This window comes from Arthrobacter sp. B0316-5-4 (assembly GCF_059090325.1).
On sequence record NZ_JBNHFN010000001.1, the window covers coordinates 403467 to 416656 of the forward strand.

At 62.2% G+C, this 13190-nt stretch carries 13 protein-coding genes; 6 read left to right on the top strand and 7 right to left on the bottom strand.

The genetic code is table 11. The features are described from left to right. Positions 1-125: 125 nt before the first annotated feature. Entirely contained in the window at positions 126-1763 is a 1638-nt protein-coding gene (locus tag AC5RU9_RS01830; RefSeq protein ID WP_494015119.1) for a peptide ABC transporter substrate-binding protein, read from the bottom strand. 305 nt (positions 1764-2068) lie between these two features. Between AC5RU9_RS01830 and AC5RU9_RS01835 the strand changes: the two genes are divergently transcribed. From AC5RU9_RS01835 to AC5RU9_RS01845, 3 genes are read left to right on the top strand one after another with little or no spacing between them, the layout of a single operon-like run. Further along, positions 2069-2761, top strand: coding sequence for a histidine phosphatase family protein (locus AC5RU9_RS01835; RefSeq protein ID WP_494015120.1), 693 nt, complete (start codon positions 2069-2071; stop codon positions 2759-2761). A gap of 24 nt (positions 2762-2785) precedes the next feature. Continuing rightward, entirely contained in the window at positions 2786-3337 is a 552-nt protein-coding gene (locus AC5RU9_RS01840) for a DUF3090 domain-containing protein (protein ID WP_494015121.1), read from the top strand. Beyond that, complete coding sequence (locus tag AC5RU9_RS01845; protein WP_494015122.1) at positions 3337-4104, top strand: SCO1664 family protein; 768 nt, start codon at positions 3337-3339, stop codon at positions 4102-4104. Before AC5RU9_RS01840 ends, AC5RU9_RS01845 begins: the two co-directional genes overlap by 1 nt. Before the next feature lie 49 nt (positions 4105-4153). Here AC5RU9_RS01845 and AC5RU9_RS01850 read toward each other — a convergent pair whose 3' ends face one another. Both AC5RU9_RS01850 and ychF read right to left on the bottom strand, forming a co-directional pair. After that, positions 4154-4666: a hypothetical protein gene (locus AC5RU9_RS01850; protein WP_494015123.1), complete on the bottom strand. Its 513-nt coding sequence runs from the start codon at positions 4664-4666 to the stop codon at positions 4154-4156. Positions 4667-4787: 121 nt separating this feature from the next. Then, a complete protein-coding gene (ychF, locus tag AC5RU9_RS01855) occupies positions 4788-5873 on the bottom strand; it encodes a redox-regulated ATPase YchF (RefSeq protein WP_284986546.1) in 1086 nt (361 codons plus the stop codon). A gap of 115 nt (positions 5874-5988) precedes the next feature. Between ychF and AC5RU9_RS01860 the strand changes: the two genes are divergently transcribed. Then, positions 5989-7218 (top strand): DNA recombination protein RmuC, encoded by a 1230-nt coding sequence (locus tag AC5RU9_RS01860; RefSeq protein ID WP_494015124.1) that lies wholly within the window; start codon positions 5989-5991, stop codon positions 7216-7218. Between the two features lie 75 nt (positions 7219-7293). Here the strand turns inward: AC5RU9_RS01860 and AC5RU9_RS01865 are convergent, their stop codons facing one another. Next, positions 7294-8379, bottom strand: coding sequence for a 4-hydroxy-3-methylbut-2-enyl diphosphate reductase (locus AC5RU9_RS01865; protein WP_494015125.1), 1086 nt, complete (start codon positions 8377-8379; stop codon positions 7294-7296). Between the two features lie 21 nt (positions 8380-8400). Beyond that, positions 8401-9267, bottom strand: a complete 867-nt coding sequence (locus AC5RU9_RS01870; RefSeq protein ID WP_494015126.1) for a hypothetical protein — start codon at positions 9265-9267, stop codon at positions 8401-8403. A 200-nt stretch (positions 9268-9467) separates the two neighbouring features. Between AC5RU9_RS01870 and xseA the strand changes: the two genes are divergently transcribed. Together xseA and AC5RU9_RS01880 are read left to right on the top strand one after the other, a co-directional pair. Next, positions 9468-10745: an exodeoxyribonuclease VII large subunit gene (gene xseA / locus AC5RU9_RS01875; RefSeq protein ID WP_211711257.1), complete on the top strand. Its 1278-nt coding sequence runs from the start codon at positions 9468-9470 to the stop codon at positions 10743-10745. Positions 10746-10786: 41 nt separating this feature from the next. Further along, positions 10787-11044, top strand: a complete 258-nt coding sequence (locus tag AC5RU9_RS01880; RefSeq protein ID WP_494015127.1) for an exodeoxyribonuclease VII small subunit — start codon at positions 10787-10789, stop codon at positions 11042-11044. A 15-nt stretch (positions 11045-11059) separates the two neighbouring features. Here AC5RU9_RS01880 and AC5RU9_RS01885 read toward each other — a convergent pair whose 3' ends face one another. Together AC5RU9_RS01885 and AC5RU9_RS01890 are read right to left on the bottom strand one after the other, a co-directional pair. Next, positions 11060-11911: a polyphosphate kinase 2 family protein gene (locus AC5RU9_RS01885; protein ID WP_211711255.1), complete on the bottom strand. Its 852-nt coding sequence runs from the start codon at positions 11909-11911 to the stop codon at positions 11060-11062. Positions 11912-11965: 54 nt separating this feature from the next. After that, positions 11966-13186: a pyridoxal phosphate-dependent aminotransferase gene (locus tag AC5RU9_RS01890; RefSeq protein ID WP_211711254.1), complete on the bottom strand. Its 1221-nt coding sequence runs from the start codon at positions 13184-13186 to the stop codon at positions 11966-11968. Positions 13187-13190 lie beyond the last annotated feature (4 nt).

Here is a 13190-nt window from a genome sequence, read left to right on the forward strand (position 1 = left end):
AACGTTCCATGCCAAGGCAGTGTAGGCCTGCACAAGGACGCCCAACCAGAGTTGGGCGTCATTGATTTGCAACGAGATAAGGCGGCGGAGGTGCTCAACTGAGCACTTCCGCCGCCGAATCGCGCTTACTTGCCGGTGATGTTGTAGTACAGCGGGACGCCGTCCCAGCCGTAGTCAACATTCGAGACGCCGGTGCTCCAGCCACCCTGTGCTACCTGGTACCACAGCGGGATGGCGGGCAGGTCCTTGAGAAGGATTTCCTGCGCCTTGTTCATTGCCTTGTTGCCGTCGGAAACGCTTGGGGCGGACAGGCCATCAGAGATAGCCTTGTCGAACTCCGGGTTCGCGTAGCGGGCATCGTTGGAGCCTGCACCGGTCTTGTAGATCGGGCCGAGGAAGTTGTACAGCGACGGGTAGTCTGCCTGCCAGCCGGCACGGATCGAACCGGTCAGCTTGGCCGAGGTCGCGAGATCGCGGGCTTCCTTGAAGGTGGCGAACGGAAGGCCTTCGGCCTTGATGCCAAGGTTGTTCTTGAGCTGGTTGGTCATTGCCTCAACCCAAGCCTTGTGGCCACCCTTGTCAGCGTTGTAGGCAACGGTGAAGACGGTGTTCGGATCCCACTTCTGGATGGCGTCTGCCTTGGCCCAGAGGTCCTTGGCCTTGGCGGCGTCGAACTTCAGGTTCTCAGAACCGGGGATGCTGTCGCTGTAACCGTCCAGGACGGGAGCAGTGAAGTCCTTGGCCGGCTGGCGTCCGCCGCTGAAGATGACCTTGGTGATCTCATCGCGGTTGATGGCCATGGAGATGGCCTGGCGGCGCAGCTTGCCGGCTTCGCCACTCCATTCCGGCAGGTATTCCGGGATGGCAATAGTCTGGTTGCCCGCGTACGGCTTCTCAATGAAGCGGTCGCCGAGATCGGTCTTGAAGTTCTTCAGCGCGCTGGTGGGGATGGTCTGCAGGATGTCCAGGTTGTTGGACAGCAGATCCTGGTATGCAGCGTCGTCGTTCTGGAAGATCTTGAACGTCACGCCGCCGTTCTTGGCCTTGCGCGGACCGTTGTAGTCAGCGTTGGGGACCAGCTGGATCTGCACGTTGTGCTGCCAGCCGTTCTCTGCCATCTTGTACGGGCCGTTGCCTACAGGCTTCTCGCCGTAGGTCTTGGGATCAGCAAGAGCTGCTGCCGGAATGGGCATGAAGGCCGTGTATCCGAGGCGCAGCGGCCAGTCAGACTCGGGCTGCTTGAGCTCGACCGTGAAAGTGGTGTCGTCCACGACCTTGAGGCCGGACATGGTCTCCACAGTGGAGCCCTCGGCACTGGTCTCGTCGTAACCCTTGATGCTCTCAAAGAAGGTGGCGCTGAGCTGTGCGTTCTTTGCTGCTGCACCGAAGTTCCACGAGTCAACGAACGTCTTGGCCGTGATGGCCTCGCCGTTGGTGAACTTCTGGTCCTTCTTCAGCTTGATGGTGAAGTTCTTGGCGTCGGGCGCCTCGATGGACTCCGCCAGCTCGTTGACAGGCTTACCGGACGGGTCGTAGCTGACGAGGCCAGAGAAGATCAGCGTGGCAATCTTGCCACCGCCAACCTCGTTGATGTCGGCCGGCATGAGCGGGCGCTGCGGCTCGGAGCCGTCAGCAATGATGACCTTGTTGGGGTCGCCCGTGGATGAACCGGAGTTGTTGCTACCGCCGCCACCGCAACCGGTGGCTGCGAGGGCGATGATCGCCGCTACGCCTAGAGCTTTGGAAGTGCGCGAGAAACGCATTCCGCCTCCTATGAGTCGGGGAATTGAACAGGGGAAATTCGTGATTCCCCCCAGGCACAGGCACAGTTTCCTACTGTGACGTTGCCTACATGTGAGTGTAAGCCTACCCACATTGTGTCCGGATGTTGGGACTTGATGGCCAAACTGTAACCGTTCCGCAACCTCTACATGCCTAAACTGCCGGGAATTTCAAGTCAAACGCTACTCGGTGGTAGCATTCGCTGTCTGACAGCAGGACAGGAACCTTTTTCGCCCGCGCCGGGGCGCCGTAGGGCCGCCGTCGTGCATGTAGTTAGGCTGGGTGGATGGCGACAGTTATCCTCGTGCGGCACGGACGCACTACAGCCAATGCATCCGGACTCCTGGCTGGCCGGGCCCCCGGCATCAGCCTCGACCAGATCGGCCGCGATCAGGCAGCCGTCGCCGGAGACCGGCTTGCGCCGGTGCCATTGGTCGGGGTGGTGTCGAGCCCTCTTGAGCGTTGCCAGCAGACCGCCCAGTTCATCCTTGATCGCCAGGCCGCCAAGCCTTACGCCCCCATCGAACCAGCTCTCACCGAGTGTGATTACGGACAGTGGCAGGGCCGCAAGCTCAGTGACCTCGCGACCGAGGACCTGTGGCAGGTCGTACAATTCCAACCATCAGCAGTCGTCTTTCCCGGCGGCGAATCGATGGCCGCCATGCAGGCGCGCTCGGTAGCGGCCATTCGACGCCACGATGCAGCCTTCGAAGCCGAACACGGCCCGGAGGCCGTTTGGGTGGCGGTCAGTCATGGCGACATCATCAAGTCCATCCTCGCCGACGCGCTCGGCATGCACCTTGACCTCTTCCAGCGCCTCAGCGTGGACCCCGCCTCGGTATCGATCATCCGTTACGGCTCCAACCGACCGAGCGTCTTCGCAACCAACACCGTCGCCGGCGATCTGTCCTGGCTGTCCCGGAACGTGCCTTCCGGTGATGCCCCAGTGGGCGGCGGCGCAGGGCATGCGACGCCGTGAGCGTCCTCTGCCTAGAATATTGACATGCCTACACGTGTTCACGAGTTTGCCTGGCCCGATCGGGTGGTGGTTGGCACGATCGGTCTTCCGGGAGCGCGCACGTTCTACCTGCAGGTGCGCGCAGGGAAGCAGATCGTCAGTATCGCCTTGGAGAAACAACAGTCGGCACTCCTGGCCGAGAAGATCGATGAGATTCTCGACCAGCTCATCACGGTCGGAGGCAACCCCTTCAGCGTTCCCACGGGCACTCCCATAGAGCTTGTGGACAATGACCCGTTGGAGGCCGTTCAGGAGCAGTTCCGTACCGGAGCCATCAGCCTTGGTTGGGACCCAACTACGGCCCAAGTGGTGATAGAGGCCTACCCCATCTCCGAGCTGGATGATGAGGACGATGAGGCGATGGACGTTGACGATGCTACCGACCGCGAAATGCTGCTGGTACGGATGCCGGTAGGAACGGCCCGTGCCTTCGCCAAGCGCACCCGGGAGATCGTGGACGCCGGCCGTCCTCTGTGCCCGCTGTGTGGCAACCCGATGGATGCCGAAGGTCACGTCTGCCCCTCCCCCGGGCTCTGATGCCGACGCCGGACCTGCTGACCGCGGAGCTAACCCTCACCGGACGCATCACGACGGCATCCAACGCCACATTCCTTGGCAGCATCGGCGAGCTCGTGGTGGTCTACAAGCCGATAGCAGGCGAAAGTCCGCTCTGGGATTTTCCCAGCGGGACCCTGGCTCATCGTGAGGTGGCCGCTTACAAGGTGTCCGAAGTGTTCGGCTGGAACATCGTGCCCCACACCTGGTTGCGCGATGGGCCGTTGGGTAAAGGGATGGTCCAGGCCTGGCAAGAGGAAGACCCCAGCCAGAATCCAGTGGACCTCGTTCCGGCAGAGGCCGTGCCCGGCAGCGACTGGAAACAAGTGCTCCGCGGGCAAGGCGAGGACGGGCAGATGGTGGCCCTCGTCCATGAAGATTCGGCGGCGCTCAGGAGAATGGCTGTGTTCGACGTCGTGGTCAACAACGCCGACCGCAAAGGCAACCACATCCTGGCCATGGCTGAGGGCCACCGCCACGGCGTAGACCACGGCCTCACTTTCCACCGAGAACACAAGCTGCGCACCGTGTTGTGGGGGTGGGTCGGGGATGCCCTGATTGATGGAGAGCTCGACGGCGTCCGCCGCGTCAGCGACGCACTCGAGGGACAGTTGGGGCGGGACTTGGAAGAACTCATCACGCCTGCCGAAGCTGAAGCACTTGCCGACCGGTGCGCCGCGTTGCTCGAAGAGGGGCAGTTCCCGGCGCCCAGTGGAGAAGCCTCAGCGGTACCCTGGCCCTTGTTCTAGGGGTGAACTCAAGCACTATCAAAGCCAATCTGATGCTGCCGCCTGGCCGTCAACCGATTATGTACGCGAATCCGCGCCCGTCGGAAGCCACAGCGGCAGCAAACTGGCTGGCACGATGCAAGTACTCGGCGGCATAGGCCGCATCGGCATCCAGTGAGGTACCGGGCGAGAGGCTGGCTATGATGTCGCGGTCACTTATGTTTCCAAGATCCCGAGCGACCGCCGCGACAGCGTCAGGCGGAAGAGCGCGCACCCACGGTCGCCAAGAACAGCCATCGTCGTCGAAATCCACTTGCCCCTCGAACATCTGATATGCCATCCTCGGCGTTGCGTCTGAACGTCGGGGAGCGGTAGCCCGCTGCAGGAATCTCCAGGCCTTATCAAGGTACAAGAAGTCGCGTTCGGGAAGCGCCGGCAGGGAGCCCACGATGCCCATCGTGGAGGCTGGCTCGACTCCCCACGCGTCCGCGAGGGGATCGGATCCAATCACGGACTTCGGGTCAGCCAGTGCTTTCCCGGTCTGATCGCTGTCGAATGCATAAGCGTAATACCTGATTCCCATAAAGACAGTCTGGGCCGGACAGCGTGCTGCCCAGCCCAGAAAACTGTCCTATGTGGAAAACGAGTGGCGCCCTGACAGGACGTGACCCCTCGCTTTGAGGGCAGCGAACGGGTCCGCTTTGCTAGACGTTAAAGCGGAATTCCACCACGTCGCCGTCGGCCATTACGTACTCTTTGCCTTCAATGCGGACCTTGCCGCGGGACTTTGCCTCAGCCATGGAGCCGGCATCGACGAGGTCGTCGAAAGAGACAACCTCAGCCTTGATGAAGCCGCGCTGGAAGTCGGAGTGGATGACGCCGGCTGCCTGGGGAGCAGTGTCACCCTGACGGATGGTCCACGCACGGGTTTCCTTCGGGCCGGCAGTCAGGTAGGTCTGAAGGCCAAGAGTGTGGAATCCGACGCGTGCCAGCTGGTCCAGGCCCGACTCGCTCTGACCGTTCATTTCCAGCATTTCGCGGGCTTCTTCCTCGTCCAGTTCAACGAGGTCTGATTCAAGCTTGGCGTCCAGGAAGACCGCGTCGGCCGGGGCAACGAGGGCACGGAGTTCTTCCTGCTTGGCCGGGTCGCCCAGGATGCCTTCATCGGCATTGAAAACGTAGATGAAGGGCTTGGCCGTGAGAAGTCCGAGCTCCTTGAGGTGCCCCATCTCCAGTTTGTCGCTCTTGATCGAGCTGAAAATGGTGTCGCCGCGCTCCAAGACAGCCTGGGCCGCTTTGATGGCCGCCAGTTCGGCAGCTTCGCGCTTCTTGATCTTGACTTCTTTTTCGATGCGCGGAATCGCGTTTTCGATGGTCTGAAGGTCGGCCAGGATCAGTTCAGTGTTGATGGTCTCCATGTCGGAGCGGGGATCCACTTTGCCGTCCACATGGATGACATCCGGGTCATCGAACACACGGACCACCTGGGCAATGGCCTCGGCCTCGCGGATATTGGCCAGGAACTTGTTGCCCAGGCCTTCACCCTCGGAGGCGCCCTTGACGATGCCTGCAATGTCCACGAAAGACACGGGCGCGGGCAGCAGCTTCTGGGAACCGAAGATCTCGGCCAGCTTCGCCAGGCGCGGATCCGGCAGGTTGACTACACCCACGTTCGGCTCGATCGTCGCGAACGGATAGTTCGCGGCGAGCACCTGGTTACGGGTCAGTGCGTTGAAAAGGGTTGATTTGCCGACGTTGGGCAGTCCGACGATGCCAATAGTAAGAGCCACGAGCATTGATTCTACCCGTTGATACCTTGTCCATGCTTGTTCGGCCCAGCGCTGTGGCGACCCCCACGGCCGCAGCCTCGCTAAAAGTGTCGTACCCCTGTGACAGGGTTGCCACATGGATGGATTTGGATTGGTTTTGGCACTGCTCATGTTGCTGATCGGCGCGGCCCTGGGTCTGGCGGCCGGCTACGTCGTCTTCCGACGCCGGGGCGCCGGCTTGGAGGAGGACTTCGACGCCGTATCGTCACGCCTTTCGGAGGTGACGGCTCAGCTCGCAGCGGCCGACGCCGAGCGGCGGCTTTTGTTCACACAGAACCGGGAACTCAGCGCAGCAAGGAACTCTGATGGAAGTGTCCTGCGCGCCCTGGCGCCCGTGGCGGAAAAGCTGACCGCGGTGCAGCAGCAGGTTTCGCTGCTCGAACGTGACCGCGTTGAGCAGTACGGACAGCTCGCCCAGCAGCTGCAGGACGCCCGTTCGTCCGATGAACAACTGCTTCGGTCAACCCACGCACTGGCCTCAGCCCTGCGTTCCAACAGCGCACGCGGGCAGTGGGGCGAAGTCCAGCTTCGGCGTGTGGTTGAAGCTTCCGGGATGCTCAGGCACGTGGACTTCCATGAGCAGGTCCACTCGGGCCGCACCGAGAACACGCTGCGACCGGACCTTGTGGTCCAGCTGCCCGGGGATAAGCAGTTGGTGGTGGACGCCAAGGTCCCACTGGCCTCCTACCTCGCGGCACAGGAACAGCTCCACGGAGACGGGGCATTCGGCGAATCGGTAACGCAAGCCTCCGCCCATGATTCCAAGACCCTCCTGGCCCAGCACGCCAAAGCCCTGAAGGCGCACATCGACGCCTTGGCCGGAAAGAAGTACTGGGACATCCCGGGGAACTCACCGGAACTGGTGATCTGCTTCCTCCCGGCCGAGTCCATCCTCGCCTCTGCCCTTGAGGCCGACCCCGGCCTGCTTGAACACGCACTGTCCAGGAACGTCGTCCTGGCATCACCCGGGACGTTGTTGGCAGTCCTCAAGTCGGTGGCCTTCACGTGGCGGCAGGACGTCCTCACCGATAGCGCGCACGAGCTGTTCGACCTCGCCAAGCAGCTGTACGAGCGCATGGGCACGTTGGGAGAGAACGTCAGCAAGCTGGGAAGCTCACTCAAGACGTCCGTGGACCGCTACAACGCCATGGTGGGCACCCTCGAAGCCCGGGTGCTCCCGACCGCACGGAAGTTGAACACCATGGACGATGCAGGCCTCACGGCGCCCATGTCCGTGGAAGCTGTCCCCCGGGCATTGGCAGCCCCGGAACTTCTTACGGAGGAGCCCCAAGAGTCTGCTGCTTAACGAACTGGCCCGCAGGGGCGACCACTTCCGTCAGGAAGGGCGCCCGCTGCGGGCCAGATCCATAAGAGCTTCTTGCTAGGACGTAGGACGGTTCCCGCGGCCACCGAGGGCCCGGGTCACGTCGCCGGCCTTCTTCAACGTAGCTCGCAGCTCCTTGGGGAGCGAGAAGAGGAGATCTTCCTCCGCTGTTACCACTTCCTGGACTTCGCCATAGCCGTAGTCGGCCAGCAGGCGCAGGACATCCTGGACAAGAACTTCGGGGACGGACGCACCAGAAGTTACGCCGACGGTCGCCACGCCTTCGAACCAGCCTTCGTCCACCTCGTTGGCGAAGTCCACGCGGTAGGAGCTCTTGGCCCCGTACTCGAGGGCGACTTCAACCAGGCGTACTGAGTTCGATGAGTTGGCCGAACCAACCACAATAACCAGGTCAGCCTGCGGTGCGATCTTCTTGATGGCCACCTGGCGGTTGGTGGTGGCATAGCAGATGTCGTCGCTGGGCGGATCCTGGAGCGTCGGAAAACGGTCCTTCAGGAGGCGGACGGTCTCCATGGTTTCATCCACGCTCAACGTGGTCTGCGAGAGCCAGATGGTCTTCTCGGGATCGCGCACTGTGACCTTGTCCACCTCGTGCGGACCGTTGATGATTTGGATGTGCTCGGGAGCCTCGCCGGCTGTGCCCTCGACTTCCTCGTGGCCTTCGTGGCCGATGAGAAGAATGTCGTAGTCGTCCTTGGCAAAGCGCACGGCTTCGCGGTGGACTTTGGTGACCAGCGGGCACGTCGCGTCAATGGTGCGCAAGCCACGGTCCTCTGCCGACTGGACCACTGCCGGTGAAACTCCGTGGGCGGAGAAAATGACCAGTGCGCCTTCGGGAACCTCGTCCGTTTCCTCAACGAAGATGGCCCCTTGTTCTTCCAGTGAGCTGACCACGTGGACGTTGTGGACGATCTGCTTGCGAACGTAGACGGGAGGACCGTAGTGCTCCAGGGCCTTTTCGACGGCAATGACAGCCCTGTCCACGCCGGCGCAATAACCGCGGGGGGCTGCCAACAGCACCTTCTTGGGACCTGTGACGGGTGCCGCCGCCTGTACCTCTTCCGGCGATCGCCGTCTCCGGGGCACGCTGGGCATCGGAATCGAAATTGCTGTGGAGGTCATCCCACAATGTTACCGGTCAGGTCATTGACCCTGGGCATAAGGTGATGGCCGTCTCGCGGAAATGATCCATGCGACTAAGCCGATCACCAACAATGCCGCCGAGACCAGGGCTGTCACCGTTGTCCAGGAACCGAAACCGGACTGGACTGCCGTCAGGAACTTACCGGTGAACAGCCCGGCCAGTTCGTTGCCGTTGGAGAGTGTACCTACTGCCGCTTCAGCGACATTCAGTCCAGCCCACCAAAGACTTGCCACGGCCAAACCTCCCAGCCCAAGGAACGCCAGGACCGCGGGCCGCCTGCGTGCCACGAACAAAGCCAGCAACGCCGAAACGAGAGCTCCCAGGGCGGCAACCCACCACAAGGGGGCAAAGGTTGCGACCCGTTCCACCAACTGGCGGTGGGACGGCTCACCCAACGAAATCAGCCTTTCAGAGGGGACATCCAGGCGGACGCGCGTGGCCTCGGCAAAGTGGTCACGGATCAGCCTGACCAGGGGCGCAATGTCCAAGACCAGGGCCGTGGAAGCACCGGATTCTTCCGGCTGCCCAGCCGCACCGAAGTTCAGTTTGTGGCTGTTCCTTACTGTCTCTTCCCAAGCCTGCGGATAGTCGCTCCAGGACTGCATCCCGGACGCCGCCTGTTCAAGAACCCCGGCGGCCAGGGATTTGATGGGCCCCGGGAGGTTGACTGAGGATTCGAAGGAGCCGACGGCGGCGTCCGCCAGACGCGCCTGGAAATCGGGATCACTGCCCAATCCACCGGCGATGCGCGTGAAGCCATCTTCCTGAACAATGTTTTGGTCCACCCACGCGGCTGGAACGGCGACGGCGGTGAGCACCAGGGCGAGGATCACTCCCAGTGCTGAAACGAAGGTACGCAAGGTCATCCTCGGGGTCGGGGCCAGTGCCACCATCCTAGGTCTGTCCACATGATACGAAAAATGTCGGAGCCACCCGGTAAAGCTATGGATAGAGTTGGAAGGCGGTCGGCACTCCTTGCCGCACCCCGAGCAAGTTGCCGCACCCCGAGCGAGGATAGTGATGATGCTGGTACAACCACGGCTTCCGGCCCAGTCGCGGACCTGCCATGTCCGCTGAAGCGACTCCCGAGTCCACCCTCCCCGGGACTGCTGCCGAGACCAGTCCGGATAATCCCTGGCCTTTGCAGCTGCTTTCGCGCAAGCTCAAGGCCCACATTGAGAGGGCACCGGCAGCCTGGATTGAGGGCCAGGTCATCGAGTTGAACCGCAGGGGTGGCAATGCGTTCCTGACGCTGCGTGATGTTGACGCCGAGATTTCACTGCCGGCATCTGTGTGGTCCACAGTCCTGGACCGGCAAAAGGTACCGCTTGAGCGCGGGTCGCGGGTAGTCGCCTTGGTCAAGGCGGATTTCTGGGTCAAGACCGGACGCCTGAACATGTCGGTCAAGGACATCCGGCCTGTTGGCCTGGGCGACCTGTTGGCTCGCATTGAGCGGCTCCGCCAGGCTTTGGCCGCGGAAGGCCTGTTCGCTGATTCGCGCAAACGGAAGCTGCCCCTGCTCCCCCACCGCATAGGTCTCATCACGGGCCGTGACTCGGACGCCAAGAAGGACGTGTTGCGTAACGCGGCCCTGCGCTGGCCAGCCGTGGAGTTCGATGTTCGAGAGGTTGCCGTGCAAGGCAACACGGCGGTGTCCCAGATCATCGCTGCCCTGAAGAAGCTGGACGCAGATCCGCATGTGGACGTCATTGTCCTGGCCCGTGGCGGCGGCGCACTGGAAGATCTGCTCCCCTTCAGCAACGAGGACCTGATCCGTGCTGTCTCTGCAGCAACCACTCCTATTGTCAGTGCGATTGGCCACGAGGCAGACCGGCCGATTTTGGACGACGTCGCCGACCTCCGCGCCTCCACGCCCACCGATGCCGCAAAGCGGATCGTCCCGGACGTCGCCGAGGAACTGGCCATGGTTCGCCAGGCCAGGGACCACCTCCGCCGGAGTATTGGCCGGATGGTGGATCGCGAAACTGACCGGCTCCACTCCTTGAGGTCCCGTCCGGTCCTGGCATCCCCCGCGTCCATGGTGGACGCGCGCGCCGAGGACATTCACCGCCTGCAACTGCGCTCACATTCGGCGGTCAGCACAGCCGTTGTGCGCGCGCTGGACCAGGTGCACCACCTGCGGGCACAGGTCAGGGCGTTGTCGCCGCAGAAAACACTGGACCGGGGCTATGCCGTTGTCCAACTGGTCGGCGATGACCAAGCCGGACACCAGGTGGTCAGCAGCCCTGAGGACGCGCCCGAGGGCGCGGAACTGGCGATCCGCGTGGCCGACGGTCGCTTCAGGGCTGTCTCCGGCGGCCAGGGACAGCTCCTGGAGCATTGAGTCCGCAGCCAACATTGTCAGCATCACAATCGAAGGACATCATGACCGAGAACAATTCAGCGGCGCCAACACCTGATTCCCTGGACGCCTTGAGCTACGAGGAGGCCCGGGAACAGCTCGTGGCCGTTGTTGGCCGCCTCGAAGCCGGCGGGGCCAGCCTCGAAGAATCACTGGCGCTCTGGGAGCGTGGCGAGGCCTTGGCCAAGCGCTGCGAGGATTGGCTTGAGGGCGCCCGCAAGCGCTTGGCCTCGGCACGGGATGCCGGCAACGACGGCGGACCTGTCGCCAGCACCGACTAGCGGTCAAGCAGGGGCTCAGGACTCCTCGACGAGCTTCCTTTCAGCAGCGACGTCGAAGTCGGCTTTTGGCCAGTTCAGCTGCATCCCTTCGAGCGCATCCAACAGCAACTGCTGAACCGCGATACGGGCATACCACTTCTTGTTGGCTGGTACGACGTGCCACGGGGCAATGTCCGTCGAGGTCTTCTGGAAGGCCACGCTGTACGCGTCCATGTAGTCGTCCCAGTAGGCCCGTTCCGTGAGGTCGCCGCGGCTGTATTTCCAGTGCTTGCTGGGATCGTCCAAGCGGGCAATGAGGCGCTTCTTCTGTTCCTGCTTGCTGATGTTAAGCATGACCTTGACGATCGTGGTGCCCTGCTCCGCCAGGCCCGCCTCGAAAGCGTTGATGGCCGCGTACCGGCGCTCCAACTCGGCAGGGTCGGCCCACGCGTGGACGCGATGGATCAGGACGTCCTCGTAGTGCGATCGGTCAAAAACCCCCACCATGCCGGCATCCGGAACGTGCTTCTCGATCCTCCAGAGGAAGTCGTGGGCCTTCTCCTCGTCCGTTGGCGCCTTGAACGCGGCTAGTTGCACCCCTTGCGGGTCCATGGCACCTACGACGTGGCCAACGATTCCGCCTTTACCCGCAGTGTCCATGGCCTGCAGAATCAGCAGGAGCCGCTTAGTGCTGCCGAACTTGCCCTCCGCGAACAGTTTCTCCTGCAGTTCTGTCAACCGTGAATCCTGGGCAGAGAGCAACGATTTTCCGTCAGATTTCGCACCGTCGTAGCCCGGGGTGGATTCCGGATCCACCTCCGCCAGCGAAAACCCCGGTCCGACCCTCAGTACGCTGGCCGGACTCTTGGCGAACTCAACTTCAGCCATCAGGCGTGCCTTTCTGCCGGGCCGCGCCCCCGCGGCGCGGCCATGGACCTCAGGCTAGTTGCCCGGGTACCTCGACAGGAAGTCCGCCATGCGGCCAATCGCTTCTTCGATGTCCTTGACGTTGGGCAGCGTGACCATCCGGAAGTGGTCTGGGCGTACCCAGTTGAAGGCTCGCCCGTGGGAGACCAGGATTTTCTGTTCCTTCAGGAGGTCCAGGACAAATTTCTCGTCGTCCCGGATGTGGTAGACCTCCGGGTCCAGTTTGGGGAAGAGGTAGAGAGCTCCCCTGGCCTGCTGCGTACTGACCCCGGGAATGGCATTGAGCAGATCGTAGGCCTTGTTGCGCTGTTCCAGCAGGCGGCCTCCGGGCAGGATGAGGTCGTTGATGCTCTGGTAGCCGCCAAGAGCCGTCTGGATGGCGTGCTGCGCCGGAACGTTGGCACACAGGCGCATGTTAGCCAACAGGTTGATGCCTTCAAGGTAGTCGGCAGCATCCTTCTTGGGCCCCGAAATAGCCATCCAGCCTGCGCGGTACCCGCAGACCCGGTAGGCCTTGGAAAGCCCGCTGAAAGTCAGGCACAGGACGTCGTCTCCGGTCAGCCCGGCAAGATTGACGTGGACTGCGTCCTCATAAAGGATTTTCTCGTAGATTTCATCCGAGAAAAGAACCAGCCCATGCTTTTCGGCCAAGGCAACAATCTTCTTGAGGGTTTCCTCGGGGTAGACGGCTCCGGTGGGGTTGTTGGGGTTGATGACCACGATGCCCTTGGTGCGCGGGGTGATCTTGGCTTCGAGGTCCTCGAGGTCGGGCTGCCAACCGGAATCTTCGTCGCAGAGGTAGTGAACGGGACGGCCGCCGGCCAAAGCAACCGATGCCGTCCACAGAGGGTAGTCCGGAGTGGGAATCAGGACCTCGTCGCCGTCTTCGAGGAGGGCCATGAGGGACATGGTGATCAGTTCGCTGACCCCGTTGCCCAGGTAGATATCGTCGACGTGGATGTTCTGGATCCCGCGGGTCTGGTAGTACTGCGAGACCGCGGTCCTGGCCGAGAAAATGCCGCGCGAGTCGCTGTAGCCCTGGGCGTTCGGCAAGTGGCGGATCATGTCCACCAAAATGGCGTCAGGCGCTTCAAAGCCGAAAGGAGCCGGGTTTCCGATATTCAGTTTGAGGATCCTGTGACCCTCCGCCTCCATCTGCTGGGCGGCCTGAAGAATCGGTCCACGGATGTCGTAAAGGACATTATGAAGCTTGGTGGACTGCTTGAAATTCGCCATCCCT

What these genes read in the sequence shown, in the direction of transcription:
- AC5RU9_RS01840 (WP_494015121.1), top strand. Translation starts at nt 2,786, where the DNA reads ATGCCTACACGTGTTCACGAGTTTGCCTGGCCCGATCGGGTGGTGGTT.
- AC5RU9_RS01890 (WP_211711254.1), bottom strand. Translation starts at nt 13,186, where the DNA reads ATGGCGAATTTCAAGCAGTCCACCAAGCTTCATAATGTCCTTTACGAC.
- AC5RU9_RS01860 (WP_494015124.1), top strand. Translation starts at nt 5,989, where the DNA reads ATGGATGGATTTGGATTGGTTTTGGCACTGCTCATGTTGCTGATCGGC.
- xseA (WP_211711257.1), top strand. Translation starts at nt 9,468, where the DNA reads ATGTCCGCTGAAGCGACTCCCGAGTCCACCCTCCCCGGGACTGCTGCC.
- AC5RU9_RS01865 (WP_494015125.1), bottom strand. Translation starts at nt 8,379, where the DNA reads ATGACCTCCACAGCAATTTCGATTCCGATGCCCAGCGTGCCCCGGAGA.
- AC5RU9_RS01850 (WP_494015123.1), bottom strand. Translation starts at nt 4,666, where the DNA reads ATGGGAATCAGGTATTACGCTTATGCATTCGACAGCGATCAGACCGGG.
- AC5RU9_RS01835 (WP_494015120.1), top strand. Translation starts at nt 2,069, where the DNA reads ATGGCGACAGTTATCCTCGTGCGGCACGGACGCACTACAGCCAATGCA.
- AC5RU9_RS01870 (WP_494015126.1), bottom strand. Translation starts at nt 9,267, where the DNA reads ATGACCTTGCGTACCTTCGTTTCAGCACTGGGAGTGATCCTCGCCCTG.
- AC5RU9_RS01880 (WP_494015127.1), top strand. Translation starts at nt 10,787, where the DNA reads ATGACCGAGAACAATTCAGCGGCGCCAACACCTGATTCCCTGGACGCC.
- AC5RU9_RS01830 (WP_494015119.1), bottom strand. Translation starts at nt 1,763, where the DNA reads ATGCGTTTCTCGCGCACTTCCAAAGCTCTAGGCGTAGCGGCGATCATC.
- AC5RU9_RS01885 (WP_211711255.1), bottom strand. Translation starts at nt 11,911, where the DNA reads ATGGCTGAAGTTGAGTTCGCCAAGAGTCCGGCCAGCGTACTGAGGGTC.
- AC5RU9_RS01845 (WP_494015122.1), top strand. Translation starts at nt 3,337, where the DNA reads ATGCCGACGCCGGACCTGCTGACCGCGGAGCTAACCCTCACCGGACGC.